A 25,536-nucleotide genomic window follows, 5' to 3' on the forward strand; every position below is an offset into this window, starting at 1 on the left:
TTCGCATTCGGCCATCGGTCGATCGACAATCGGGTACCTGGGGGAGGAACGAATGGCTGAGTTCACCGGGGCGGGACCGCGCCCGCTGTTCGGTCGGATTTCGCTGCCGCACCTACTCATTGCGCAGGTCCTCGGCCTGATCGCGGGGGTTGTTGCGCTGATCTGCGGGCTCGACCCACTGCCGGCGCTCGGCATCGCCATCGCGGTGGCAGCCGTGCCGCTGATCCCGTTCGGCAAGCGCACGATCCTCGACTGGATCTCGACCATGCGCCGCTATTCCGGCAAGCGCGAATACACGCTCGGCGACACCGTCGACTTCCGTGACACCGACGGCCGTTCGCTCGGTCTGTACTGGGACGGCAGTCGCGTGGTCACCGTCGTCGAGGTGCTGCCGCCGCGTGGCGGGCTGACCAGAATCGCCCGCACGGCCGTGCACGCCTCGCACCTGTTGCCGCTGCCCGAACTGGCCGCGTGCCTCAACCAGCACGACATCCTGCTCAGCGGGATCGACATCATCAGCCACGGTCACCGCAGCCGGTCCGGCACGCCCGCGGGCGCGATCTACGAATCGCTGCTGGGCCCGCTGCCCGCGACCGCGCACCGCACGGTGTGGCTCGCGATCAGTTTCGACGCGGTGAACTGCCCGGATGCGACGGCCCGTCGCGGTGGTGGCACCGACGGCGCGTCCCGCTCGGTGACCATCGCCACCCAGCGGATCATGCGCACGCTCGAAGACGCCGATTGCAACGCGCGCATCCTCACCGCGCCGGAGATCCGCAAGGCCGTACAGCAGATCACCGCAGGTCTCGATCCGCGCACGCTGAGTCAACGGTGGAAGTACGCCGAGATCGGCAACGCGGTGAATATCGGCAGTGCGGTGGATCCCAAGCAGTTGGGTTCGGATCTGCTCGCGCAGCTGTGGGTGGCGCCGTCCCGGGGTACCACGGTCGCCGTGCGGCTGCGTCCCGGTAGCGATGCCGAATCCGTCAGCGTCGGTGCCGCATGGCGACTGACCGCGCGCGAACTTCCCGAGAAGACCAAGGCCAAGGGCATGGTGTCGATGAGCGGTCGGCATCGCGACGCGCTGCTGGCGCACCTGCCGATCGCGGTTCCCGGTGTCGACGACACGATCCCGACCATCGAGTACCCGATCGATGTCATCGGCGCGCTGCATCTTCCGTCGTCGGGCTGCGGGCAGCTGCTCGGCTCCGATGACGAGGGCAACGGTGTGGCCACCAGGATCGTCGGTGTCGGTATCTCCACCGTGTATGTGGCCGGTGAGCTGTATCTGGCCCAGCAGTTGGTGTTCCGCGCGCTTGCCGTCGGCGAGCGGGTACTGGTGCGCACCGATCGGGCGCAGGCTTGGGAGCAGTTGGTGACCACCGTCGGCAATCCGGAGCGGCTCACCATCGCGGTCGAAACACACCAGTCCGACGCGGGTTTCACCGCGACGGTCGTCGACGGTGTGCTCGCGCCTGCCCCGCACGCCGGTGTCACCACGATCTACCTCACCGGTGATCCGAACGGCTGGCCCGCTTCTCGCCCCGATCTGGAGATCTTCCAGCCGGGCGCGATCGGCAACCGCGTCGTTCTGCGCACGGGAACGACCAGGGTGAACCTCACGCTGGTGTCGATCCCCCGCGAGTCGACCTATATCGGCCAGCCGCGCGGTCAGCGCACGATGGCCTCGGCCTGATCAATCCACCCGGCGACGGAGATCCTGCTCAGCGGATCAGCCCGGATAGGGCTCCACGGTGCGGGCGGCGCGCAAAGTTGTACCCCACCAGGCCAATTGGTTCAGCATGCGATCGCACGCGTCGATCGCGGCGTCGTCGGTGGTCATGCCGGTCTTGTCGAAGCGGCGTTTGGCCTGGGCGAAGCTCACCGATTCGCGCACCGACACCATGTGCAGTTCCGCGACCACCTGACGCAACTGCTCGACCGCGCGCAACCCACCCGACAGGCCGCCGTAGGACACGAACCCGATCGGCTTGGCCCGCCACTCGTGCTTGGCGCTGTCGAGCGCGGTCTTCAGCGAAGCCGGGTACCCGTGGTTGTACTCGGAGGTGACAGCGACAAACGCGTCCGCCACGGCCAACCTGGCCCGGAACGCCGCGACCTCCGGCGTCTCGGTGAGGTCGACGGGCAGCGCCAGATCGCGCAGATCGAGCACCCCCACCTCGAATTCCGGCCGCTCGCCCAGCGCGGTGACCAGCCAACCGGCCACCACGGGCGCGAATCGCTCGGGTCGGGTACTGGCGACGATGATCTCCAACCGCAGCGGTGCGTTCATGCCGCCGAGCTTATCGACACGCCAATGCCCCGGTCCCGGAGCCGCTCGTCGACTCGTGCACGATAGGGGCGGTCGGTTTCGTTCATGGGGCGCAGGGGGTCGCGTGATTGTCGGACGTTGGCAGTTGGTGGAGACATTGGGGACACCGCAGACTTGGTCGATGTTGACCGCGGGCACCACGCCGCGCGAGTGGGCGTCGTATCAGCGGGCGATTCCGGCGCGGCTGCAGCCGTTGATCGCGGCCGCGCACGATACCGGCGCACCGGTGGATGAGGTGCTGCCGAAGTCGCGTAATCCGTGGTCGGAGTTGCGGTTTCGCGCTGTGCCGGTGCTGTGGCCCGGATCCCCCGCGCATGCGGTGAAGGTGTGGGTTGGGCCGGAGGTGCCGACGGACGAACTGCGCGTCGCCCCGTTCCAGGTCGACGCGCACGCCCGCGTCATGCGCACCCATCCCGCCGGGCTCGGACCCCATTTCGGTTCCGCACCAGTCGACTACAGCGGTGCCGAGCCGTTCCAGCGTGTTGAGCGGTTCGATCGCGCCCTGGAATTCGTTGCCGCGCTGTACCGTTCGGAACCCCGGAGCCGATGGTCGGGAGTCGCCACCGTGCATTCGGGGATCGGCCCGCGCTCACTGTTGGTGGCCGCGCGCAACGGCAGCGGCGATCAGCAGCGGTTCGCGTGGCGTGGGGTCGCCGTCGATGTCACCGACAGTATTGCCCCACAACACAAGTCGTTCGAGGCCACGACGCTCGAGTTGCTGCGCGAATCGCGGCCCGGCCTGTATCTGGTCATCCTCGATACCGCGCAGGTCCGCGCGGTGCGGTGGGTCACCGAGCCGATGCCGGGGCTCACGTGGCGCGGGGTCGACGAGCGAACCGTCCCGCACCCCGACGACCGCCCCAGGATCGCCGCGCTGCGCGCCGAGGTACTGGCCGGTGCCACGCACGCCGGGCTGAGCGGGTTGCGGCTGGCGGCCGAGGCGGGCGGCTGGCTCACCGTCGACGTCGAGGTGTCACCGCTGCCCAGCGGCGGCGCGGCCCCTGCCTTCATGCTCGCCCAGTTGCAGGTCACCGCGCCGCCGGGATGATCAGGGCAGTTCGAAGGGCAGCGATACCCCGGCATGCACCTGGCAGCGCTCGCAGGTGTCGGTGCCGTCGACCGCGGTGATCGCGCGCCGCATGAGCTCCTTGAACGGTCCGAGGTTCTTCTTGAACTCGGCGAACACGTCGACCGCGTGCACGCCGGCACCCTCTTCGAGGCCGGCATCCAAGTCGGTGACGAGAGCGACTGCGGCGTAGCACATTTCGAGTTCACGGGCGAGGACGGCTTCTGGATGTCCGGTCATATTGACCAGGTCCCAGCCCTGCGCGGCGAACCAGCGGCTCTCGGCGCGGGTGGAGAAGCGCGGGCCAGCCACCACGACCATCGTGCCGGAATCCTCGACTCGGAGCCCACCCGCCGACTTCACCGCCGCGGCGCGCAGGTCGTCGCAGTAGGGATCGGCGAAGGAGACATGGACGCCGCCACCGTCGAAGTAGGTCTGCGGACGACCCGAGGTCCGGTCGACGAGCTGATCCGGCACCGCCACGGTGCCCGGACCCCAATCGGCGCGCAAGCTGCCGACCGCGCACGGCGCGAACACCCGGCGTACCCCGAGTGCCCGCAGCGCCCACATATTCGCCTGGTAGGGCAGGGTGTGCGGGGCGAACTCGTGCTGCTTGCCGTGCCGCGGCAGGAAGGCGACGGCGCGGCCTTCGACCTCCCCGATCGCGACCGGCGCACTCGGCGCGCCATACGGTGTGTCGACCTCGACGTGCACCGCGTCGTGGTCGAAGAAGTCATAGAAACCGCTGCCGCCGATGACGGCGAGTGCGGGCCGGGGAAGCGAACTCATAGCGCCGATTCTTCCGTCCGGGCCGAGCGCGCGCAGCACCGGGGACCTGTCATCTGACAATTCCACCGCGAAACTGTACCCTAGGGGGGTATTAGTTCGCCACGCGAGCTACCAGGCAGGCGAGGAGACCTACGGTGACAACACCCACCCCCGACACCGCGACCGGCGACGAGCACGCGGGCCACGCAGGCCACGGCTACATCACCGCCAAGGACGACTACCTCAAGCGATTGCGCCGCATCGAGGGCCAATCGCGCGGGCTCCAGCGGATGGTCGAAGAGGAGAAATACTGCATCGACATCCTCACCCAGGTCTCCGCCATGACCAAGGCGCTGCAGGCCGTCGCGATGGGGCTGCTCGAGGACCACATCTCGCACTGCGTGGTCGATGCCGCGGTGGCCGGTGGACCCGAGGCCGACGCCAAGATCAAAGAGGCCACCGACGCGATCGCACGGTTGGTCAGGTCCTGAAGCCGGGTAGCACCGAACGCGGGGCGAATCGCTAGCCCGCACGCAGGCAATCCTGTCCGTCGGTCCACGGATTGGCCGCCTCGTCGATGACGAAGTCGGCGAACAGCAGCCCCGACTTGCCCGGCGGCAACGGCCGCACCAGGTCACGGCCGTCCGGGCCGAGGATCCTGGCCACCCCACCGCCGCCGCTGAGCAGCAGATGTTGCGGCGAACGCGCGTCGACGACCGACCAGCCCGTCATCGGAACGAGCGCCGTCGGCGCGATCACCACGACCCCACTGTCGCGCGCGTACTGTTCGGCGACCTTGCTGTTCACCGCGAGCACGATGTCGTCGCTGACCTCGTGATACACAGTGAATCCAGAGAACGCGGCAACGTGGACCTGCTCCCGCCACAGGTCCACGCGCCGGTCCGGGCACAGATGATCGGCTCCCCCCAGGACGCCGACCCGGCCCAGTTCAGTGTGGTAAACCTCCGACGGCGCCACACCGTCGGCGAAGACTTCACGTTCCAGTGGCGTCGGCCATTGCTTGCGCGCCACCTGCACCTGCCCCTCCGGGCTCACCATCGCCTGCGACATATAGATTTCGTCGCCGGCCCGCTCGGCGAACCCGAGCACCACCCGCACCTGGGCCCACTGTGCCGCGTCCGCGATGGCAGCCATCTCGGCGCCATCTCTGGTCATCGAGTTGGCGAGATACCGCGACTGGAACTCCGACCCCCAGTCCACCGAGTTCAGCCACAGCCACCAGGGATACCCCGGCAGAAAGACCTCGGGAAACGCGATGAGCTGCGCCCCACCGGCGCCCGCGTCCTCGATGAACCCGATCGTCTGCGCGACACCGGCAGGCAGATGCAGCCACGCAGGTTCGGCCTGCACTGCTGCCGCCCTGATCCGAATCGACATCGTGGATCGCCCCTCACACCGCACTGTTCCAACGAAATCCAGTGTGATGCAACAACGATCGTGCTTACAGCCCTACTGCGCCAAGCCGCTGACAATCGGTGCCACGTTGATCACCCGAAGCGCGACTGCCGATAGGCACCGGGCGTCATTCCGGTTTCCCGCTGGAACACGCGATAGAAGTGCCGTTCGGAGGCGAATCCCGAGGCGAAAGCGACCGCCGCGGGCGGGTGGCTTCTGTTGCGGGCCAGCAGTTTCTGCGCATGCGCGACGCGCAGTCTGCGCAGGGTAGTGCTGAGGCTGTCGCCGGTGCCGTCGAAGATCCGAAACAGTGTGCGGCGCGAGATGTGGCAGGCTGCCGCAACCTCGTCGACGGTCAATTCCGGTTCGGTGCAATGCTTTCGGAGGTAGACCATGACGTGTTCGCGACTGAGCGCGTCGGCGGGGGCCTCGGTAGGTTCGCTCCCCGAAGCGAGCAGCACCGCCGAGCCGAGGAGGTCGAGCGCGCTTCTGGCCAGGATGTCGGCCTGCGCGGGCGATTGCGCGCGGACCCGGGCGAGCTCACGAAAGTAGGTGGCCACCACACCCGCCGGGCTGTCCGGAGCAATCACGGTGGCGGTCGGTATGCGCACCTCGCCGAGCCCCGGCTGCAGGCGGAGCAGCCGTGTCGGCACTCGCACGCACACCTGCTCGTAGGACACGCTGTCGTGCCAGAGCGAGGGTCGCGCGGTGTCGAGGAACGTCATCTGGCCCGGCTTCAGCAGCACCGAGCGGCCGTCCTGCGTGAGCCTGGCCTGACCGGCGACCTGAATGCTGACCAGCAGGTATTCCTCATCCGCACATGCCACATGGGTCTTGGTGCGCCGGAATTCCTGATTCCCACCCGCGAGCGCGGTCAGCGAGAAGTCGGCGACACCGGGCAGCGCACTGCTGGTGAGCCTGCCGAACGTGGGTGCGTCCAAGGTGGGGTCGAGTGCGAGCGGGAAATAGGTCTGCGTCATCAACGCTTCCCATTGCTCGAACTCCACGCTCCGGGGCGTCGTCGCCGAGAACTCGAGCGTCGTCGGTTCGTTCGCCATCGGCAGCCAACCTCCGCCAGCTCAGACATAGCCGCCTCTACGACATCGGCCAACAATAGCCCCTTCGGCACACCCTCTCAATGGGAACATTTGATGCACGCCACCAGCGAAGATACTTCTGCGAAAGCCCCTTCAGTAACCTGCGATTCGCAGCGATCACGGCGAATATGCCGCTGCGAAACAACCATCGACAATGCGGTACGCCGCGGCCATCGCCTTATGCCCCGGCCAGTCCGGCGCGCACCGGCTCGCGCCGCACGACCCGACCGCTCGACACCCGCATAGGCTGCAAGCGCTCGCCGCGCGGCGCAGCCGCGGTGGCCTTGCGAAGGGCGCGACCGAGATCGAGATCGGCGTAGAGCAGCCCCTCCTCGCCTTCCGCGAGTGGCGTGGCGAGTTCGAGCCCTCCGGGTCCGAAGATCCGCGAGACCCCGCCACCGCCACGGAGCAGGCGCCGCTCGGGCGTGCGCGCGTCGACAACCTCCCAGCCCGCCACCGGCACGACCGCGACGGGCGCGATGACATGGGTTGACCCGTCCATCGCGTAGCGGACACTGGCGGCGGTATTGAGATCGGGCCCCCACTCCTTGCCCTCGCCGTAGTACACGGTGAAGCCCGACCACGCCGACACGTGGATCTGCTCGCGCTGATCGTGCATCTGTCCGCGCAGGTCCGCGCGGAGATGATCGGCGCCGCCGAGCACACCGATCCGGCCGTGCACGGTGTCGCGGACCAGCGGTCCCCCGCCTGGGGAAACGCTGAAGACAGTGCGCTCGAGCCCGGTCGGTTCAGCCTTGCGAGCGACGGCGATGGTGCCGTCGGCATCGATCAAGGCCTGAGACATGAAGACCTCACGGCCGGCCCGCTCGGCGAAGCCGATCGAGACGTGCAGGCCCTTACGGCGGGCCGCGTAGGCGATGGCACGCAGTTCCGGGCCGTCGGCGGTCAGCGCGTTGGCCAGGTATCTGGCCAGGAATTCCTCACCCCAGTCGACCGAATTGAGCCACATCCACCACGGAAATCCGGGCAGGAAGGTCTCCGGAAAAGCGATCAGTTGCGCGCCGCCCCGTTCGGCCGACTCGATATATTCGATTGTCTGTTCGACTCCTGCGGACAGATTCAACCACTTCGGCTCGGCTTGCACCGCTGCCACGCGTACCCGACTCATCGTGCCCCCTTGTCGCTCAACCAGTGAAGATTGTTCAATTCACTCTCTCGCAGAATGGCGCCACACAAACTGTCATCCTGTGCCAGGCAACTGACCGTCTGTGCCAATCCGCCGTTTACGGCCGGAAATCGGTTTCGGCGCACGCCATTGGGTTCGATGCAAACCTCGACATGAGTCTTGCTAAGAGCTTGCCGAAGCGCCGACCATTATTCAAGGGTGCTCGACACCAGCGGACAGTCGAATACCCCTCGCGGCCCGTCGAACCCGTCGACGGAAAGGGCGTGGCGATGGCCAGACGGTCTTGTGAGGAAAAGGCGCGATCAGATAAGCGCACTCGTCGCGATCATGCGGAATTCGCCGGGCGTCATCCCGGTCTCCAGCCGGAAGGCACGGAAGAAGTGGCGTTCGGACGCAAAGCCTGACGCGAGCGCGACGGTCGCTGTCGCCCGGCTGGGATAGCGGGCGAGCAGCGTGCGCGCGCATTCCACCCGCATACGCCGCAGCACGGCGCTGAGCCCGTCCTCCACGTCACCGAACAGCCGGTACAGCGTTCGTCGCGACACCAGACAGGCTCGGGCGATGTCGTCGATCGTCAGGCTCGGATCGGCGCATCTGGTTCGCATGAAAGCGAGCACCTGCTCGCGGGACAACGCCTGCGCGGGCTCACCCGACGGAATGTCCCCCGAGGCCAGCCGGACCGCGGAGGCGAGCAGTTTGACACCGCTGTCGGCCAGCACGGTCGCGTGGCCAGGGGCGCTCTGCTGGACGCGGGCCAGATCGCGGAAGAAGCCGGCGACCACCCCGCCCGCGCTGTCGGCGGTAACCGTCACCGCGGTCGGCAACGGGGAATTGCCGGAGCCCAGTTGCTGGCGCAGGACCTCGAGCGGTGTCTGCACCACGACCTGCGACCACGGTCCGCCGAGATCCCAGTGATACGGGCGAGAGGTGTCATAGAAGACCATGTCGCCGGGCCGCACCAACGCCACCCGATCGTCCTGGTGCAGCAGGCCGGAACCTTCGGTCAGGATGGAGACCAGGAGGAATTCGCCCTCGGTCTTCGCGATTCCGCGAGGGGTGCGGCGGATGCGCTGGGCGCCCGCGCTGACCGTCGACAGATCGAAGCCAGGCTGGCTGGTGCGTTCGATCCGGCCGTGGAAGCCGCCCTCACCTCTCGGGTCGACCATCAGCGGGACATAGCTCTCCGAGAGCAGCGACTCCCATTCGGCAAACGATTCGCTTCCCCCGGCGCGGGTCTCCGCAACCGCCATGCCAACCACCTCGCTCCCTATCCGAACCGAACAGCAAACAGTTGGCGTCGCACAATCGGCGAGCTCGCCCTGAACAGAGCCTGCCAGATCGACCGACTCGTTTCCATCGAAAGTTTCCGAACGGGATGGTTGGACGTCACCCTAAAGGCGTCTATCACTGGCAATTCCAGCGGGTATCCAGTGCGAGTCTTTCAAGGTAAATACTCCATGTGAGGCATGTCACTATACCGGGCGTGGCGCCAGTGTCAGCCGATGTGAGTGCCGGAACGGGCAACTATTCGGTATTCGCCCGGCGTCATGCCCGTCTCCGCCTGGAACGCTCGATAGAACTGTCGCTCGGTGGCGAATCCCGACGCGGTTGCCACTGCCGCCACCGACCGGAAATCGGCGGCCGCGAGTAACACCCGAGCCCGTTCGAGCCGCAAGCCGCGCAGCACAGCCCCGAGTCCGCCCTCGAACTCCGCGACCACCCGATAGAGCGTGCGCCGCGACACCCCACAGGCGTCCGCGATCCGCTCGATCGTCAAACCTGGGTCGGTGAAGTTGGCCCGCAAGAAGTCCAGCACGTGCTGTTCGTTCACCGCCGCGGTCTGCGCCCGGCCGGGTCGCCCGCCCGCCGCGATGGTGGCCGCCGCACCGAGGAGATCGATGCCGCTGCCCGCGAGCACTGCCGCCGCCGCCGGGTCCGTGCTGTGCAACTGTGCGACCCGCTGGAAGAATCTGGCCAGCATGAGCCCGACGCCACCCTCCCCGAGAACCATCCCGGCAGGCAGTACGTCGGCACGAACCCCCAGATAGTCGACGACCTGCTGCCGGGGCACCCGGACGGTGAGATCCTCGATCAGGCCGTCCGAGCGCCACCGGATCGGCTGCGCAGTGTCGTAGAAGATCATCGCGCCCGGCGTCAGCTCGACGCGGTGTCCCGCGTGCTCCACCTGGGCGCGCCCGGCGAGGACGACGCTACCGATGACATGGAAATCGTCGGCCCTGGCGATGTGCCGTCGCGTCCGGCGCAATTCGTGCCCCTCGGCGAGCACTGTGCCCACCGCGACATCACCGAAATCGGCCGACCTGATCCGCCCCTCGAACGCGCGCGGCACGGTTGGCGCGATCGACACCTCGGTGAGCGCGCCGGCAACCAGCTGTTCCCAGTACCCGAACGCGTCCGGCTCGGCGATCTGCGCAGTCGAGCAGATCTCGGGAAAACCCTCGAACGCCGTCATCGCCCGATCGCTATTCCACCGCGACAGGGCGCAGGCTCGCCCGGAGGCGCCTACCGTCGACGAATACGATTTCGCCCGGCCGCAATTCGGCCATTCGGCTGCCCTGCGTGATCCGCCCGCTGCCCGACAGACAGATACCGACGTACAGCACTTCGACACTCGCCATTACCGTTTCCCATTCATCGAATGACGCGGCCGAGGAGGTATCCATCGTCTGAGAGAAACCTAGCATCGCCACCATTCACCACACCGATAAGGTGAGCGCCACCACCGAAGACCAACACAGTTGCAAAGAAGCCGCCTTCTTTCTATCGGCCGGAATTGTAGTGAATAACAATCGAATCGCCACTCGGCCGATGCGATGTCACTGCGAGAACGGATACGGCAATCAATCGCCGCAGCAGCCGCCTTCGGGTGCCGGCACAGTTCTGGTTTCGCGGGTTTGGATGTTGCGGGCGGCGAGGTCGGCGTCGGCGGGGTAGTCGACGGCGATCAGGCTCAGCCCGTGGGCGGGGGCGACGGTGACCGAGCTGGATCGTTCGGTCTCGGCGAGCAGGGCCTTCGTCCATTCAGGCGTTCGGCGGCCTTCGCCGACCGCGAGGACCGCGCCGACGAGGCTGCGAACCATCGACCAGCAGAAGGCGTCGGCGCTGACGTAGGCGGTGAGCAGGTCGCCGTCGCGTTCCCAGTCGAAGCGCTGGAGTTCACGGATGGTGGTCGCGCCCTCGCGGCGGCGGCAGAAAGCGGCGAAGTTGTGCAGGCCCAACAGGTTTCGGGATGCGGCGCGCATGGCCTCGAGGTCTACGCCGGGCTTGCACGGCACCACCCCGCGCGCCTGCAACGGCTGCGCGCCGTAGGGGGCAGCGGTGAGCCGGTAGGCGTAGTGGCGGCGCATCGCGGAGAAGCGCGCGTCGAATTCGGGAGGGGCGGTGCGGATTTCGGTGATCCGCACGTCCTTGGGCAGGAACTTGGCCATGCGGTACATCAACTTGTCGGCGTCGAATTCGGCCACCGTGTCGAAGTGCGCGACCTGACCTTCGGCGTGCACGCCCGCGTCGGTACGTCCGGCGACCGTCAGCGCAAGTGGCTCACGCAACACCTTCGACAGCGACTCCTCGAGCACACCTTGCACCGTGCGCAACCCCGGCTGACGTGCCCAGCCGGTGAAATCGGTGCCGTCGTAACTGATCCCGAGCCGCACCCGAGTCGACGTCTCATCCATGGCATTCTCCTGAATTCGCGCACAGAAAGAACCGAGCCCGCCACCCACGAAGGGTGACGGGCTCGGCAGAACTCCTGAGAATCAGGCGTCCTTCTTGTCCTCGGTGGCCTCGTCGGCGGCCGGGGCATCAGCCACGGTCTCGTCGGCGACGGTCTCCTCGACGACCTCAGCGGCCGGAGCCTCTTCGGTCTTCTGCGAAGCGGCGACACGACGAGCCCGATCGGCCTCGTTGGTCACGGTCTTCTCGCGGACGAGCTCGATGATGGCCATCGGCGCGTTGTCACCCTTGCGCGGCAGCGCCTTGGTGATACGCGTGTAGCCACCCTCGCGACCCTCGAACGAGGGACCGATCTCCGCGAACAGCACGTGGACGATGTCCTTGCTGCGGATGTCCTTCATGACCTCACGACGGTCGGCGAGAGTGCCGCCCTTCGCCTTGGTGATGATCTTCTCGGCATAGGGACGAACCGCCTTGGCCTTGGCCTCGGTGGTCGTGATCCGACCGTGCTCGAAAAGCGCCGTGGCCAGGTTGGCGAAGATCGCCTTCTGGTGCGACGCCGAGCCGCCGAACCGGCGGCCCTTCTTGGGCTTGGGCATTGTGGGTTTCTCCTGGGCGTATTAAAGCTGTTCGGTTTCGGCGTAGTCCTGCTCGCCGCCGTCGGTATCACTGAACGTGCCGCTGTCGCTCCACGTTCCGGTGCTCGCGTCGTAACCCACCACGGAGGACGGGTCGAACGACGCCGGGCTGTCCTTGAGCGAGAGGCCCAGCGTGTGCAGCTTGACCTTCACCTCGTCGATGGACTTCTGGCCGAAGTTGCGGATGTCGAGCAGGTCCGACTCGGTACGGGCGACAAGCTCGCCCACCGTGTGCACACCCTCGCGCTTGAGGCAGTTGTAGGACCGGACGGTGAGGTCCAGGTCCTCGATCGGCAGGCCGAACGAGGCGATGTGATCTGCCTCGGCCGGGCTGGGGCCGATCTCGATGCCCTCGGCTTCGACGTTGAGCTCACGGGCCAGGCCGAAGAGCTCGACCAGGGTCTTACCCGCCGAAGCGAGCGCGTCCCGGGCCGTGATGGAGTTCTTGGTCTCCACGTCGAGGATGAGACGGTCGAAGTCGGTGCGCTGCTCGACACGGGTGGCCTCGACCTTGTAGGTCACCTTGAGCACCGGGGAGTAGATCGAATCCACCGGGATCCGGCCGATTTCCGCGCCGGTCGCCTTGTTCTGCACGGCGGGCACGTAACCGCGACCCCGCTCGACGACGAGCTCGATCTCGAGCTTGCCCTTGTCGTTGAGGGTGGCGATGTGCATGTCCGGGTTGTGCACGATGACGCCGGCAGGCGGGACGATGTCACCAGCGGTGACGGTGCCCGGGCCCTGCTTGCGCACGTACATGGTGACCGGCTCGTCCTCTTCGGAGGACACGACCAGACCCTTGAGGTTCAGGATGATGTCGGTGACATCTTCCTTCACGCCGGGGACGGTGGTGAACTCGTGCAGGACGCCGTCGATGCGGATGCTCGTGACCGCGGCCCCCGGGATGGAGGACAGCAGGGTACGACGCAGCGAGTTGCCGAGGGTGTAACCGAAGCCCGGCTCGAGGGGTTCGATGGTGAACTTCGAGCGGTTCTCCGCCACAACCTCTTCGGTCAGTGTCGGACGCTGGGAAATCAGCATGAGGATCTACTTCCTGTTCAGGGCATCCGCTATTTGATGCCTCGTCAGTGATTGCGGGGGCCGCCGCGTGACGGCCCCCACCGTTAAGCGATTACTTCGAGTAGTACTCGACGATGAGCTGTTCCTGCAGCGGCACATCGATCTGCGCGCGCTCGGGCAGCTGGTGCACCAGGATGCGCAGGCGGCCGGGGACGACCTGCAGCCAACCGGGAACCGGACGGTCGCCGACGGTCTCGCGAGCCACCTGGAACGGCAGCGTCGGGAGCGACTTCTCCTTGACATCGATGATGTCGTACTGGGAGACCTGGTAGCTGGGGACGTTCACCTTGACACCGTTGACGATGAAGTGACCGTGGCTGACCAGCTGACGGGCCTGACGACGGGTACGGGCCAGACCGGCGCGGTACACGACGTTGTCCAGACGAGCCTCGAGCAGACGGAGCAGGTTGTCGCCGGTCTTACCCTTGAGGCGGTTGGCCTCTTCGTAGTAACGACGGAACTGCTTCTCCATGACGCCGTACGAGAAGCGAGCCTTCTGCTTCTCCTGCAGCTGCATGAGGTACTCGGATTCCTTGATCCGCGCGCGGCCGTGCTGGCCGGGCGGGTAAGGACGACGCTCGAACGCCTGGTCGCCTCCGACGAGGTCGACGCGCAGACGACGCGACTTGCGGGTGATGGGGCCTGTATAACGTGCCATTTTAAGCTTTTTCCTTTCCCGCTGTTAGACGCGACGCCGCTTGGGCGGACGGCAGCCGTTGTGCGGCTGGGGAGTGACATCGGAGATCGAGCCGACCTCCAGGCCAGCGGCCTGCAGCGAACGGATCGCGGTCTCGCGGCCCGAACCCGGACCCTTCACGAACACGTCGACCTTCTTGACGCCGTTCTCCTGCGCCTTGCGGGCAGCGTTCTCGGCAGCGAGCTGCGCGGCGAACGGGGTGCTCTTACGCGAACCCTTGAAACCGACGTGACCCGACGACGCCCACGAGATGACATTGCCCTCGGGGTCGGTGATCGAGACGATCGTGTTGTTGAACGTGCTCTTGATGTGCGCGTGGCCGTGCGGGATGTTCTTCTTATCCCGGCGACGCGACTTCTGAGTCTTCTTCGGGCCAGCGGCCCGGCTCTTCGGAGGCATACGCTATCCCTACTTCTTCTTGCCGGCGACGGTCTTCTTCGGACCCTTGCGCGTACGCGCGTTGGTCTTGGTGCGCTGACCACGAACGGGCAGGCCACGACGGTGGCGGATGCCCTGGTAGCAGCCGATCTCGATCTTGCGGCGAATATCGGCCTGAACCTCGCGGCGCAGGTCACCTTCGACCTTGTAGTCGGTGCCCTCGATGTAATCGCGGAGCTTCGACAGGTCGTCGTCGCTGAGATCCTTGGAGCGCAGGTCCGGGCTGACGCCCGTCTCGGCCAGGATCTGAGTGGCGCGGGTGCGCCCGATTCCGAAAATGTAGGTCAGCGCGATCTCCATGCGCTTTTCGCGCGGGAGATCAACGCCCATCAGACGTGCCATGTGGCAGGTTCCTTAATGGTTGCGGAGGTCTGCTCCCCGTCCGTCCCCCCGTCTTCACCAAAGTGGGGGCACCGGCCTCCGTGCCGGTGGATGGCGCGCACAAGTACGTGCGTGCTGGAGCTGGGAGTGCTTCTTTCGGTCAGTCCGATCAAACGATCGGTGCCCGGTGGTGAGGCTGGATCAGCCCTGGCGCTGCTTGTGGCGCAGGTTGTCGCAAATCACCATGACCCGACCATGACGGCGGATCACCTTGCACTTCTCGCAGATCTTCTTGACGCTCGGATTAACCTTCACGTCAGTCCAATCTTTTGTTGGTCCACACAGGTGGTGTGAACACAGTTTTTCCCCAGCCAGAGGACTGGGGAAGTCTGGGGTGCGTCCCGGTGCCGGGACACTGTGCGACGCCGCGCGCCGGTAGGGCTCGCGACGCCGTCAGGCATCACTTGTAGCGGTAGACAATCCGGCCGCGTGAGAGGTCGTACGGCGACAGCTCGACGACCACGCGGTCTTCCGGAAGGATACGAATGTAGTGCTGCCGCATCTTTCCGCTGATGTGCGCGAGAACCTTGTGACCGTTCTCGAGCTCGATCCGGAACATCGCATTGGGCAGCGGCTCGACAACTCGACCCTCGACCTCGATGGCCCCGTCTTTCTTCGCCATATCCTCCGCGATCCCGGTTACGCTCAACCTGAGTTTGGATTACTCGTGCTGTTCACACACGAGGCGTCGACGACGAACGGTCGACATGCATGCGAACAGGCGGCGCATAGGTGCACCGCCGCTCAAGCTTACCGGGCCGGGCGGCCAGAGGCAAAAGTGCCCCGCACGGTACACCCCGATCGGGCCTTACACCGCGCTATCGGGCTGGCTTGTCCCCCCAGAGATCTGGGGGTTGACGGTGGGCGATCAGAGGTTCGGCCACAGAGATGAGGCGCCCACCACGGTGTCGGGGTTGTCGCGTAAACTCCACGGCGTCGGAGAAGTGGGTCGATCAGAATCGGGGGACCCTGGTGAGCGAGGCGTGCCGGTGAGCCGCAACAACGACAGCCTCCCCATGCTGCCGCCGTGGCTGTCGGAGAGCGACGTCACACAGGTCGGTTACGAGGCTCCGGTCGAGAACCTGCCCCAGGACGACGAGATCGATGAGGCACCCAAACGCCGCCGCTTCATGGGCCGTGGTGACGATGCTCCGCGTAAGGACAAGGGCAGGCGCCGCCGTAAGGACCGTGAGTCCGAGGAAGAGGCCCCCGCCCAGCAGTCCGCCCGGCCGGCCGAACCCCACGACCAGCGACGCCCTGCCGAGCCGACTCATCAGTCCGGTTCCGGCTGGTCCACCGCCCAGCAGCCCGCGAACCCACTGATTCCCGGCCCGTCCCATCAGCAGCCGCGCGGCGAAGAACAGCCGCGTCAGCAGCCCACCTACGACCAGCCGCCGCACCAGGCAGGCCGCGACTATCCGCAGTCGCCGAGCCGCGAGCAGCAGGCCGCACAGGCGCAGGGCTCTTACCAGCCCACCCAGGCGCAGGAGTCGTACCAGCAGCCCGCTCAGGGGTCGTACCAGCAGCCCGCGCAGGGGCAGGGGTCGTACCAGCAGCCCGCGCAGGGGCAGGCGCCATCCCCGCAGCCAACCCGCGAGCAGCCCCCACACCAGCAGGCAAGCCGCGAGCCGCAGGCGGGCCGCGATGGGTCGCAGTATCAGCAGCCACACCAGCAGGCTGTGCCCGAGCAGCCGAACACCGGCTGGCAGGCTGCGCCGAACCCGCTGACGCCGCCGACCAGCGCACCGCCGGCATCGACCGATCCTGCGCCGCGGCCGGACGCCCACGGTTCGTCGCCCATCCCGGGGCCTTCGGCTGCGGACCCGGCCCCGTGGGCCGGCGGCCAGGCGTCGTCGACCAGCTCGGCTCCTTGGCCGACGGCGCAGCCACCAGCCGATCCCGCGCTGTCCTCCACCGGCGCGCCTCCTTCGCTCCCGTCTTCGCCGACCAGCGGGCATCCGCACGCGGGCCCGGCCACACCCGCGCCGAACACCGAGGCGGCCGATCACGCCGCGAACGCACTCCCGACGCGTACGCCCGCAGCGCCGTCGACCGGCTTCACCCCGCTCGGCCCGAACCAGCAGCGCCCCGACCTCCCGCCGCCCCCTCCCCTGCCGGACCCGCCTGCGCGGCCGACCCAGGCCCCACCACGCCTGACCGTCCCGCCACAGCCGACCACCGCCGAGCAGCTGCCGGTCGCCGCGGACCGGGAAGTCGAGCAGGCAGGCCACGCGGCACCCCAACCGGTGCCGCCACGCGAGGAAGCCCGACAACCCACCACCGACTCGCAGTCGACCTCCGCGCGAGCGGCCGAGCGGGAAACACGACCGGCGCCGTCGTTCCAGGAGGCCGAGCAGGCCACGCCGTCTCGCCAGGCTGGCAACGATGCGCCCGAATCAGCCACGGCGACAACACCATCGCCCGCCGCGGAGTCGCTGGCATCGCAGACGACCGGTGCGCCTCATGCGTCCGGCGGATGGGCGATGCCCGGCGAGGACGCACCAGCGAACACCGTCGCCGCCGAAAGCGCCGCGCAGCCGACCGCGGCCGAACCGCAGGCAGCCTGGGACTCGTTCGCCGATCACACGCAGTCGCCGACAACGGCAGACCGTGTCGCGTCCGAGCCTCGGCCCCACGGACCGTCGACGACCTCCGCGACTCCCGATCCGCTAGCGGAAGCCGCGCAGGCAGGCTCCCGATCCCCGCAGGCTGCAAGCGATTCCGCAGCGCAGCGCCACGCGGCGCAGACGCCGCCGGACTACTCGGCTCCCGAAACATCCTCGGAAGCCGGGCGTTCGGATGCCCGATCCCCGCACGCCGCAAGCGAATCCGCGCCGCAGCACGGATCGCCGTACAGCTCCGGTGAATCCGTGGCTCCGCAGCGGCCACCGGCTACCGAGCAGCGGTCACCGTATGCGTCGGGCGAGAACGTGCCGCCTCCGGCTTATCCTGCGACGCAATACAATTCGGTTCCCGGTGATCCCACGCCGGTCGTACCGACGCATGCGCCAGATGGGCGGACCGAGGTCTTCCGATCCGATGATCCTCGACTACAGACCCGTCCGCCTGGCGTCGATGCGAGCGGGCAGGGTGGCGCGAACGCGGCGGAACAGGCACGCGCCGCGCAAACCGGTTATCGCTCGGGTGAATTCGTGCAGGCGGCCGATACCGCGTCGCCGTATCCCCGCCCGGACGGCACCCCGGCCCAGCACCAGCAGCCCGACGGTCTGCCCACCTACGGTCCCGATGGCGTCGCCCAGCGACCCGACGGCGCGGCACCGCAGTATCGGCCCGATGCCGCTCCGGCGCAGCACCAGCACCCCGACGGCACTCCCGCGCCGCAGTATCGGCCCGACGGCTCCCCGGCTCCGCAGTACCAACAGCCGAATCAGGGGACGCAGCAACAGTTCCCCCCGAACGGCCCGGCCCAGCAGTTCCAGCCGGATGGCTCTCCTGCGCAGCAATACAACCAGCCCAACGGCCCCGGCCAGCAGTACCAGCCAGACGGCACGCCCGCGCAGCAGTTCCAGCCCAACGGACCCGGCCAGCAGTACCAGCCCGACGGCACGCCCGCGCAGTACCAGCAGCCCAATGCGGCCCCGCAGCAGTACCAGCAGCCCGGCCAGGGCCAGCAGCCCCACGGCCAACCTGGTTGGGGCGCACAGCCACAGGGCTACCAGCCCTCGCTCGACAACGTCCCGGTCAAGCGGGCCAAGAAGGCCCCGGGCAGTGGTTGGCGCAAGGCGGTGCATCACGCGTCCGGTGGCGCGATCAATCCCGGCATGTCCGCCGAGGAACTGCGCCTGCAGGAACTCGTTGCCCGTATCCGCCAACCCGTGCGCGGCGACTACCGGATCGCGGTCCTCTCGCTCAAGGGTGGCGTCGGCAAGACGACCACAACGACCGGTATCGGCTCGATCTTCGCCTCGATCCGCGGTGACCGAGTCATCGCCGTCGACGCCAATCCCGACTTCGGCACCCTGTCGCAGCGAGTAGCCATCCAAACCCGCTCGACAGTGCGCGACCTGCTGCTCGACCCGTCTATCCAGCGGTACTCCGATGTTCGCAGGCACACCTCTCAGGGCTCGAGCCGCCTGGAAGTCCTTGCCAGCGAACGTGATCCCGCCGCATCGGAAGCGTTCAACGACGAGGAGTACCGGGCCGTAGCCCGGATCCTGCAGCGCTTCTACAACATCATCCTCACCGACTGCGGCACCGGTCTGATGCACTCGGCGATGAGCGGCGTCCTCGACCTGGCCCACTCCCTGGTGCTGATCTCCTCCGCCGCCATCGACGGTGCCCGCAGCGCCGCCGCGACCCTGGACTGGCTGTCGCTGCACGGCCACGACCACCTGGTCCGCAACGCGGTGGTCGTGATCAACCTGCCCCGCGAGGGCTCACCCAACGTCGGCATCCAGCAGCTGCGCGAGTACTTCCTCTCCCGCTGCCGCGCCGTCCACATCATCCCCTTCGACGAACACCTCTCCGAGGGCGCCGAAATCGACCTACACCGCCTCCACAAATCAACCAAGCGCGCCTACGTGGAACTGGCGGCCACGGTGGCCGACGAGTTCGGCGTCGACCATCGCCGCATCGGCTGAGCTCGCGCGCTGCGGCGGTGCGACCGCCACGGCGGAGCTAGCTCACCACTCCGGCAACCTGCGCCGCCCGGCCAGCACGTCGCGCACCAGATCGTCGTAGGCGTCGGCCAGTTCGGCCAGATGGTGCCACGCGCAGTGCAGCATCTCGTCGTGTGCGGCCAGGGTCATCAGCGCATGGTGCGCTCGCACGGAAGCCTCGGCCATGCGGTCGATGACCGAGCCGACGGTCTCCGTGTGCAGTGTCGCGCCGAGGCGGTGCTGCGGTATTGCTCGCAGCACCCAGTCATCGATCGCCAGCACCAGTTCACTACGGCGACAGTCTATTTCGCGCAGGACCACCGGATCGGTGTCGACCCGTCCGCCGCGCCCGACAATGCGTTTCTCGTGCAGCACCGCCAGATCGCGCGCGAACCACAACAGCGGCCCACCGACCACCCGATGTCCGCGACACGCCCGGACGAGAATGTCGGAGAGGGGTAACAGACCGGTAGCAGCCGGGGGCCCGGCGGTATCGACACACCGCATGGTGTCGGGGAAAGCCATTACAACTGTTGAACTCTCCGAACCAGCCACGTTGCCTCGCCGTCATCGCCGCAGAGCACCGGATCAGGACGTTCATTACAATAAACCTCGCAAGCTCTCTGTCAAGCATTACTCGGCCGTAGGTAACCGATACGAGTACACTTCGTTACCTGCACGACCTACCGAGGAGCATGATGGCGGACGGTCCGACCTATCTCCGGATCGCGAACCTTCTCCGTGAGGAGATCCGTGCGGGCACTTGGAAACCGGGCGATCGACTGCCGAGTCACTCCGAGCTCGCCACCCAGATGCAGGTCTCGATCACCACCTCGCGCAACGCGATTCAGGTGCTCGTCGCTGAAAATCTTGTCTACACAGCGACTTCCCGCGGCACCATCGTGCGAAACCAGGAAGTACTGGAATCGGTGGTCACCGACCACATCCGTCGCGATCGGCCCAAGTCGGCGCACGACATCTTCTCCGAAATCGCGCGCGCGGCCAACCGCGAACCGTCCAAGCAATTCAGCACCAGGATGGAACCCGCGAGCGCCGAGGTCGCGCGCTGGCTCGGTGTCACCGCCGACTCCTGGGTGCTTGCCCGCACGGTCGTGCAGTACCTCGACCACGAACCGTGGTCGTGGGAGGTGAGCTTCTACCCCCGCGACCTCGCCGAAGCCGCCGGCATCGACTCCCCCCGCGATATCCCCGAGGGCACCACCCGGCGTCTGGCCGACCGCGGCTACGGCGAGACCGCCCACCGCGATACCGTGCTGGCCCGTGCCGCCACCGCCGAAGAAGCGGCGGTACTCGGCGTCGCCACCGGCACCGTCCTGCTCGACCACCTGCGCATCGGCGCCAACCACGAACGCGTCACCCGCGCCACCCGCCACCGGTCTCTGGCTGGCCGCAATCAGCTGGCCTACCAGCTCGGCGACACCACGGGCACCGACGTGATCGCCCGCACCCTCGGCATCGCACCCGGGTTGGCCGTCGCGGTGCCATGACGGTGCGCCTGCGCCCGGCCACCCTGGGCGATCTGCCGCTGATCTGCCGCCTGCGCGTCCAGCGCACGTCGTGGCTGACGGCACGCGGGTCGGATCAGTGGACGGTGGCCGGACGCGGCAGGCCGATCGAGATCTTCGCCGGGGCGGTGGGGCGGGCGCTGGACCGGGGCGAGACGTGGATCGCGGAGGTTGACGGTGAGTCCGCGGGGACGATCACGGTCAACCATCGTTCGGATCCGGGTCTGTGGTCGGCATGGGAGCTGGCCGAGTCGGTGATCGTGCATTTCATGATCGTCGATCTGCGGTTCGCGGGGCGACGAGTGGGCGATCACATGTTGGCCCATGCGGCGCAGCTCGCCGACTGTGAACACCGGCCGTGGGTCCGCTTGGATGCGTGGACGACCAACGCCGGACTCCACAACTATTACCGCCGTGCGGGTTTCGCCCTGGCGCGGATCGCGGGTCCGGTGGCCTCCGGTCCGTCGACGGCCCTGTTCGAACGACAAACGTGCACCTGGCCACCCCGGCTGCCGCCGAGATTCACCGCACAGCGGAGATTCTCGGCGGCTTCGATCCGGGACTGACTCACACCGGCGGCAGGTCGGCGATGTGGACCATCTCGACACCGCGACTGCGCGAGATCAAGGTGCCGCGACCGGGCGGCAGCTTGCTCGGGCGGACCTCGCCGATGAGCTTGCCCTCGTCGCGCGAACCGCTCATGATCAGCGTCTGCACCGACAGGTTCTTCATCGCGCCGAGGATCGGGTCGTAGAGCGCCCTGGACGCGCCGCCGATGCGTCGCGCGGCCACCACGTGCAGACCGATGTCCCTGGCCTGCGGCAGATACTCGATCAGTGGCGCGAACGGGTTGATCGAGCTGGTGGCGACCATGTCGTAGTCGTCGATGACGACATAGATCTCCGGACCCGACCACCAGCTGCGTTCGCGGAGCTGCTGCTGGGTGATGTCGGCGCCGGGGATCCGCTTGGACAGGTAGGTGGCGACCTCGGAGATCATCGGCCCGCAGGTCTGCGACGAGGTGGAGTAGCCTGCCAGCTGTTTGCCGTCGAGCACGCCGAGCATGGTGCGCCGGTAGTCGATGAGGATCACCCGCGCCTCGTCGGAGTTCGACTGCTCGGTGATGCCCATGACGATATTGCGCAGCAGCGTCGTCTTGCCGGATTCCACGTCCGCGAAGGCCATGAAGTGCGGCTCGATCCCGAAATCGAGGACGAGGGGCTGCAGTTCGGACTCGTCGAGACCGACCACGACCTTGGTGCCGTTGAGCACGGTGCCCTGCTCGCGGGCCGTAGCCAGCACCTGCTCGCGCGGGAACCGCAGCGGCAGCATGCGCACCTCGGGCGCGCGGCGACCCTGGTAGAGCTCGGCGAGGCCCTCTTTGGCGCGGGTGACGCCGTCGGCGATGGAGGCCGGGTCGGAGTCGGAATCCAAGCGCGGCAACGCGATCAGCAGATGCAGATGTTCGGCGTTGAGGCCACGGCCCGGCCTGCCGACCGGAACCTGGTGCGCGACCCGGCGACCCATCTCGGAGTCGGACGGGTCACCGAGGCGGAGCTCGATCTTCGTACCGATCTGGTCCTTCACCACCGGCCTGATCTCGGCCCAGCGCGACGCGCCGATCATCAGGTGGATGCCGAACGACAGACCCTGGGTGGCGATGGCGTTGATCTGCGCTTCGAGCATGTCGAATTCCTCGCGGATCGCCGACCACCCGTCGATCACCAGGAACACATCGCCGAACCGATCGGCGGCCAGCGGGTCGCCGGGGGCCGCGGTGGTGCCGTTGATCTGCCGCGCTTCGAACGCGGAGAACTTGCGCCTGCGGAACTCGATCATCGATTCGATGCCGAGCTCGGCGAAGCGTTCCTCGCGCTGTCGCATCAGCGTGGTCAGTTCGGCGACCGTGCGGCGCACCCGGTCGCCGTCGAGGCGACCGGCGACCGAACCGACATGCGGGATGCCGACCATGCCCGCCATGCTGCCGCCACCGAAATCGAGGCAGTAGAACTGCACCTGTTCGGGGGTGTGGGTGGCGGCCGCGGCCATGATGATGGTGCGCAGGGTGGTCGACTTGCCCGACTGCGGACCGCCGACCACGGCGGTATTGCCCAGCGCGCCCGCGAGATTGATCGTGAGCACATCGCGGCGCTGCTCGTAGGGCTTGTCGATGACGCCGATCGGCATCCAGAGCTGACCGTGCCGGTTGACGGGCGAGCGCCAGTCCGGATCCGGGAGCAGCATGTCGGCGGTCGGCGATTCCTCCAGTGGCGGCAACCACACCTCGTGTGCCGGCCTGCCGTGGCCGTTGAGCCGCTTCACGACGACATCGAGCAGCGAGTCCGGAACGCCCTCTTCGACAACGGGTCCGGTGGGCGGCGGCGGTGGCAGCTCCGGCCTGCCGCGCACGGCGGTGTCCTCGACCGGAGCCTGCTCCGGTTCGGTGACCTCCACCGGTGCCGCGGTGAAGACCAGCGGCCGCTGCCCCGCGACGGGCGCGCCGTCGTCATCGATGACGGTGCCCGCGGGTGCCACGTACGGCCCCGACACATAGCTGGCGTTGAACCGCAACGGTTCGGAGGCATCGCTTTTCAGGTAGCCGGCGCCGGGGACGCTGGGCAGGTGGTACGCGTCGGTGATACCGAGCACGGCACGGGATTCGTTGGCGGAGAAGGTCCGCAGACCGATGCGGTAGGACAGGTGCGATTCCAGACCGCGCAGCTTGTTCTCCTCCAGGCGCTGCGAGGCGAGCAACAGGTGGACGTGCAGCGACCGGCCGAGGCGGCCGATCATCACGAACAGTTCGGCGAAATCTGGCTTCTGCGAGAGCAATTCGGAGAACTCGTCGACCACGACGAACAACGCCGGTAGCGGATCGAGCGGAACGCCGGCGGCCCTGGCCTTCTCGTAGTCGGTGACATTGGCGTAGTTGCCCGACGAGCGCAGCAGTTCCTGGCGCCGGTTCATCTCGCCCGCCAGCGCGTCCTTCATGCGGTCGACGAGCGAGAGCTCCTCCTCCAGGTTGGTGATCACGGCCGCGACGTGCGGCAGCGAATCCAGACCGAGGAAGGTCGCGCCACCCTTGAAGTCGACGAGCACCAGGTTCAAGGCGTCCGGCGAATGCGTGGTGACCATGGAAAGCACCAGGGTGCGCAGGAATTCGGACTTGCCGGAACCGGTGGCACCGATGCACAGCCCGTGCGGGCCCATGCCGTTCTCGGCCGATTCCTTGATGTCGATGTCGACGGGGGTGCCGTCGGGAGTGACGCCGATCGGCACCCGCAGGCGTTCACGCGCGGTGCGCGGGCGCCACACGCGGGCCGGATCGATCTGTGCCGCATCGGGAATGCGCAGCAGCGCCATCAGCCCCGGATCGGTGGTGGTGCCCTCCCCCAGGCTGACGATCTGCGCGGCCGTCGCCAGCCGATACCGTGCCAGGTCGCGGGCGAAGGACTCCGCCTCGGCCAGGCTGACCTCGTCGGCGGTGGCGAATCGCTCCACCCCGGCCGCGCTGCGCGCCGACACCGCGCCGTCGCTGACCACCAGTTGCAGCCCGCGCCGAGCCGCCAGACCGTCGGCGGGGGCGGTGAGGTCGAGCACGGTGACCGAGTCGAGGCCGGATTCGCTGATGATGCGCTCGTTGCCGCTGATGTAACCGTCGTCGATCACCACCACCAGGTGCAGACGCCCCTGGGTCGGCTGCGGATTGCGCATGAAGCGACCGCGTTCGAGCAGTTCGACCTGCAGGGCCGATTCGAGCTCACCGAGAGAGGTGTACAGCATCCTGGCGGTGCCGAGGCCGTCGCGCTGGCTCGGATGCTGCAGGTGCGGAAGCCATTTGGTCCAGGCCCAGTGCGCGTCGGGGTCGGCGCACACGATCGCGACCGCGAGGTGGTCGGGCCCGTGGAAGGTGGCCAGCTCCATCACCATGCCGCGAACGAGCTCGCGGGACTGCTCGATGTCGCCGCCGATATTGATCGCCGGGAACGCGCGCGCCGAGACCGCGGTCGGCAGTTCGTGCACGACCGAATGGGTGCGAACGAAGCGGCGCAGTGCGACGGTAGAGACCGGTTCGAGGTCCTCCAGCGGACCGGTCTCGGGCCTGGCCAGCTTGGTGGCGAGGCGATGGCTGCCGATGCCGACGCGCACGTGCCCGAAGTCGGGATCGTTCGGGCGACGCTCCCACATCCGCCTGCTGCCGATCAGCGAGGCCAGGTCGGCCGGCTCGGGATGGCTCCAGCGCAACGTCTCCAGTTGCTTGATGCCGGTGCCGCGCACATCTTTTCGCACCTGGTCCAGGTAGCGGAAGTAGTCCTTGCGTTCCTCGTTGAGCTCGACGGCGCGCTTGGGGCCACCGCCGCGCATGCCCGCCATCATGCCGACCATCGACATCAGCATCATCATCGGGAACATCATCGACATCGGGTTCGACAGCAGGTTGCGGCCCATCGTCGCCATCATCGCGATCATGCCGACCACCGCCACGACCATGATCACCGGCATGATCTTCATCATCAGCGGTGCCGGAATCGCGCGGTCGATCTCCGGCGGCGGGGTGAGCGCGACTTCACCGCCGGGGGCGCGCGGTGGCGCGATCCGGGGACGTCGGACGAAACCTTCGGTAGCCATCGTTGCCTC

24 protein-coding genes are annotated in these 25,536 nt (G+C 67.5%); 6 read left to right on the forward strand and 18 right to left on the reverse strand.

The genetic code is table 11. The annotated features are described in order from the left end of the window. Positions 1 to 52 precede the first annotated feature (52 nt). Entirely contained in the window at positions 53 to 1,696 is a 1,644-nt protein-coding gene (gene eccE, locus ACFXKN_RS11770) for a type VII secretion protein EccE (protein ID WP_378954088.1), read from the forward strand. Positions 1,697 to 1,732: 36 nt separating this feature from the next. On the opposite strand, the gene ACFXKN_RS11775 is transcribed toward eccE, so the two are convergent. Next, positions 1,733 to 2,293 carry an NADPH-dependent FMN reductase gene (locus tag ACFXKN_RS11775; RefSeq protein WP_378954085.1) on the reverse strand — a complete coding sequence of 187 codons (561 nt, stop codon included), beginning with the start codon at positions 2,291 to 2,293 and terminating at the stop codon, positions 1,733 to 1,735. 103 nt (positions 2,294 to 2,396) lie between these two features. Here ACFXKN_RS11775 and ACFXKN_RS11780 point away from each other — a divergent pair, with 103 nt between their 5' ends. Continuing rightward, the gene (locus tag ACFXKN_RS11780; RefSeq protein WP_379432943.1) at positions 2,397 to 3,380 is read left to right on the forward strand and encodes a GAF domain-containing protein; all 984 of its coding nucleotides are present in this window, start codon (positions 2,397 to 2,399) and stop codon (positions 3,378 to 3,380) included. On the opposite strand, the gene ACFXKN_RS11785 is transcribed toward ACFXKN_RS11780, so the two are convergent. Further along, positions 3,381 to 4,187 (reverse strand): S-methyl-5'-thioadenosine phosphorylase, encoded by an 807-nt coding sequence (locus ACFXKN_RS11785; RefSeq protein ID WP_379432944.1) that lies wholly within the window; start codon positions 4,185 to 4,187, stop codon positions 3,381 to 3,383. Positions 4,188 to 4,321: 134 nt separating this feature from the next. Here ACFXKN_RS11785 and ACFXKN_RS11790 point away from each other — a divergent pair, with 134 nt between their 5' ends. Continuing rightward, positions 4,322 to 4,657: a metal-sensitive transcriptional regulator gene (locus ACFXKN_RS11790; protein WP_379432945.1), complete on the forward strand. Its 336-nt coding sequence runs from the start codon at positions 4,322 to 4,324 to the stop codon at positions 4,655 to 4,657. Positions 4,658 to 4,688: 31 nt separating this feature from the next. On the opposite strand, the gene ACFXKN_RS11795 is transcribed toward ACFXKN_RS11790, so the two are convergent. From ACFXKN_RS11795 to infA, 14 genes are all read right to left on the reverse strand, one after another. After that, complete coding sequence (locus tag ACFXKN_RS11795; protein ID WP_378954070.1) at positions 4,689 to 5,564, reverse strand: nitrilase-related carbon-nitrogen hydrolase; 876 nt, start codon at positions 5,562 to 5,564, stop codon at positions 4,689 to 4,691. Positions 5,565 to 5,674: 110 nt separating this feature from the next. Further along, on the reverse strand, positions 5,675 to 6,640 hold the full coding sequence (locus ACFXKN_RS11800) for a helix-turn-helix domain-containing protein (RefSeq protein ID WP_379432946.1): 966 nt from the start codon (positions 6,638 to 6,640) through the stop codon (positions 5,675 to 5,677). A 217-nt stretch (positions 6,641 to 6,857) separates the two neighbouring features. Continuing rightward, positions 6,858 to 7,808, reverse strand: a complete 951-nt coding sequence (locus tag ACFXKN_RS11805) for a nitrilase-related carbon-nitrogen hydrolase (protein ID WP_378954061.1) — start codon at positions 7,806 to 7,808, stop codon at positions 6,858 to 6,860. Positions 7,809 to 8,128: 320 nt separating this feature from the next. Continuing rightward, complete coding sequence (locus tag ACFXKN_RS11810; RefSeq protein WP_378954057.1) at positions 8,129 to 9,076, reverse strand: helix-turn-helix domain-containing protein; 948 nt, start codon at positions 9,074 to 9,076, stop codon at positions 8,129 to 8,131. Positions 9,077 to 9,321: 245 nt separating this feature from the next. Further along, entirely contained in the window at positions 9,322 to 10,299 is a 978-nt protein-coding gene (locus ACFXKN_RS11815) for a helix-turn-helix domain-containing protein (RefSeq protein ID WP_378954053.1), read from the reverse strand. Between the two features lie 10 nt (positions 10,300 to 10,309). Continuing rightward, positions 10,310 to 10,465 carry a hypothetical protein gene (locus tag ACFXKN_RS11820; RefSeq protein ID WP_378954050.1) on the reverse strand — a complete coding sequence of 52 codons (156 nt, stop codon included), beginning with the start codon at positions 10,463 to 10,465 and terminating at the stop codon, positions 10,310 to 10,312. A 222-nt stretch (positions 10,466 to 10,687) separates the two neighbouring features. Next, positions 10,688 to 11,500 (reverse strand): tRNA pseudouridine(38-40) synthase TruA, encoded by an 813-nt coding sequence (gene truA, locus ACFXKN_RS11825; protein WP_378954278.1) that lies wholly within the window; start codon positions 11,498 to 11,500, stop codon positions 10,688 to 10,690. Between the two features lie 102 nt (positions 11,501 to 11,602). After that, positions 11,603 to 12,118, reverse strand: coding sequence for a 50S ribosomal protein L17 (gene rplQ / locus ACFXKN_RS11830; protein WP_378954046.1), 516 nt, complete (start codon positions 12,116 to 12,118; stop codon positions 11,603 to 11,605). Between the two features lie 21 nt (positions 12,119 to 12,139). Next, positions 12,140 to 13,198, reverse strand: coding sequence for a DNA-directed RNA polymerase subunit alpha (locus ACFXKN_RS11835; RefSeq protein WP_056818293.1), 1,059 nt, complete (start codon positions 13,196 to 13,198; stop codon positions 12,140 to 12,142). 91 nt (positions 13,199 to 13,289) lie between these two features. Then, entirely contained in the window at positions 13,290 to 13,895 is a 606-nt protein-coding gene (gene rpsD / locus ACFXKN_RS11840; protein WP_067448178.1) for a 30S ribosomal protein S4, read from the reverse strand. A gap of 24 nt (positions 13,896 to 13,919) precedes the next feature. Continuing rightward, complete coding sequence (rpsK, locus tag ACFXKN_RS11845; protein ID WP_019045110.1) at positions 13,920 to 14,333, reverse strand: 30S ribosomal protein S11; 414 nt, start codon at positions 14,331 to 14,333, stop codon at positions 13,920 to 13,922. A gap of 9 nt (positions 14,334 to 14,342) precedes the next feature. Further along, a complete protein-coding gene (gene rpsM, locus ACFXKN_RS11850) occupies positions 14,343 to 14,714 on the reverse strand; it encodes a 30S ribosomal protein S13 (protein WP_378954032.1) in 372 nt (123 codons plus the stop codon). Between the two features lie 180 nt (positions 14,715 to 14,894). Next, positions 14,895 to 15,008 (reverse strand): 50S ribosomal protein L36, encoded by a 114-nt coding sequence (rpmJ, locus tag ACFXKN_RS11855; RefSeq protein WP_056818299.1) that lies wholly within the window; start codon positions 15,006 to 15,008, stop codon positions 14,895 to 14,897. Positions 15,009 to 15,153: 145 nt separating this feature from the next. After that, positions 15,154 to 15,375 carry a translation initiation factor IF-1 gene (gene infA, locus ACFXKN_RS11860; RefSeq protein WP_003418601.1) on the reverse strand — a complete coding sequence of 74 codons (222 nt, stop codon included), beginning with the start codon at positions 15,373 to 15,375 and terminating at the stop codon, positions 15,154 to 15,156. Positions 15,376 to 15,742: 367 nt separating this feature from the next. Here infA and ACFXKN_RS11865 point away from each other — a divergent pair, with 367 nt between their 5' ends. Continuing rightward, on the forward strand, positions 15,743 to 19,354 hold the full coding sequence (locus ACFXKN_RS11865; RefSeq protein WP_379432947.1) for an AAA family ATPase: 3,612 nt from the start codon (positions 15,743 to 15,745) through the stop codon (positions 19,352 to 19,354). A 42-nt stretch (positions 19,355 to 19,396) separates the two neighbouring features. On the opposite strand, the gene ACFXKN_RS11870 is transcribed toward ACFXKN_RS11865, so the two are convergent. Next, on the reverse strand, positions 19,397 to 19,897 hold the full coding sequence (locus ACFXKN_RS11870) for a DUF4254 domain-containing protein (RefSeq protein ID WP_378954019.1): 501 nt from the start codon (positions 19,895 to 19,897) through the stop codon (positions 19,397 to 19,399). 173 nt (positions 19,898 to 20,070) lie between these two features. On the opposite strand from ACFXKN_RS11870, the gene ACFXKN_RS11875 reads away from it, so the two are divergent. Both ACFXKN_RS11875 and ACFXKN_RS11880 read left to right on the forward strand, forming a co-directional pair. Beyond that, on the forward strand, positions 20,071 to 20,880 hold the full coding sequence (locus tag ACFXKN_RS11875) for a GntR family transcriptional regulator (protein ID WP_378954015.1): 810 nt from the start codon (positions 20,071 to 20,073) through the stop codon (positions 20,878 to 20,880). Further along, a complete protein-coding gene (locus ACFXKN_RS11880; protein ID WP_378954010.1) occupies positions 20,877 to 21,464 on the forward strand; it encodes a GNAT family N-acetyltransferase in 588 nt (195 codons plus the stop codon). Before ACFXKN_RS11875 ends, ACFXKN_RS11880 begins: the two co-directional genes overlap by 4 nt. A gap of 1 nt (position 21,465) precedes the next feature. Here the strand turns inward: ACFXKN_RS11880 and eccCa are convergent, their stop codons facing one another. Next, the gene (gene eccCa, locus ACFXKN_RS11885) at positions 21,466 to 25,527 is read right to left on the reverse strand and encodes a type VII secretion protein EccCa (protein ID WP_378954004.1); all 4,062 of its coding nucleotides are present in this window, start codon (positions 25,525 to 25,527) and stop codon (positions 21,466 to 21,468) included. Positions 25,528 to 25,536 lie beyond the last annotated feature (9 nt).

It is taken from the genome of Nocardia sp. NPDC059195 (genome assembly GCF_042754695.1).
GTDB lineage: Bacteria > Actinomycetota > Actinomycetes > Mycobacteriales > Mycobacteriaceae > Nocardia.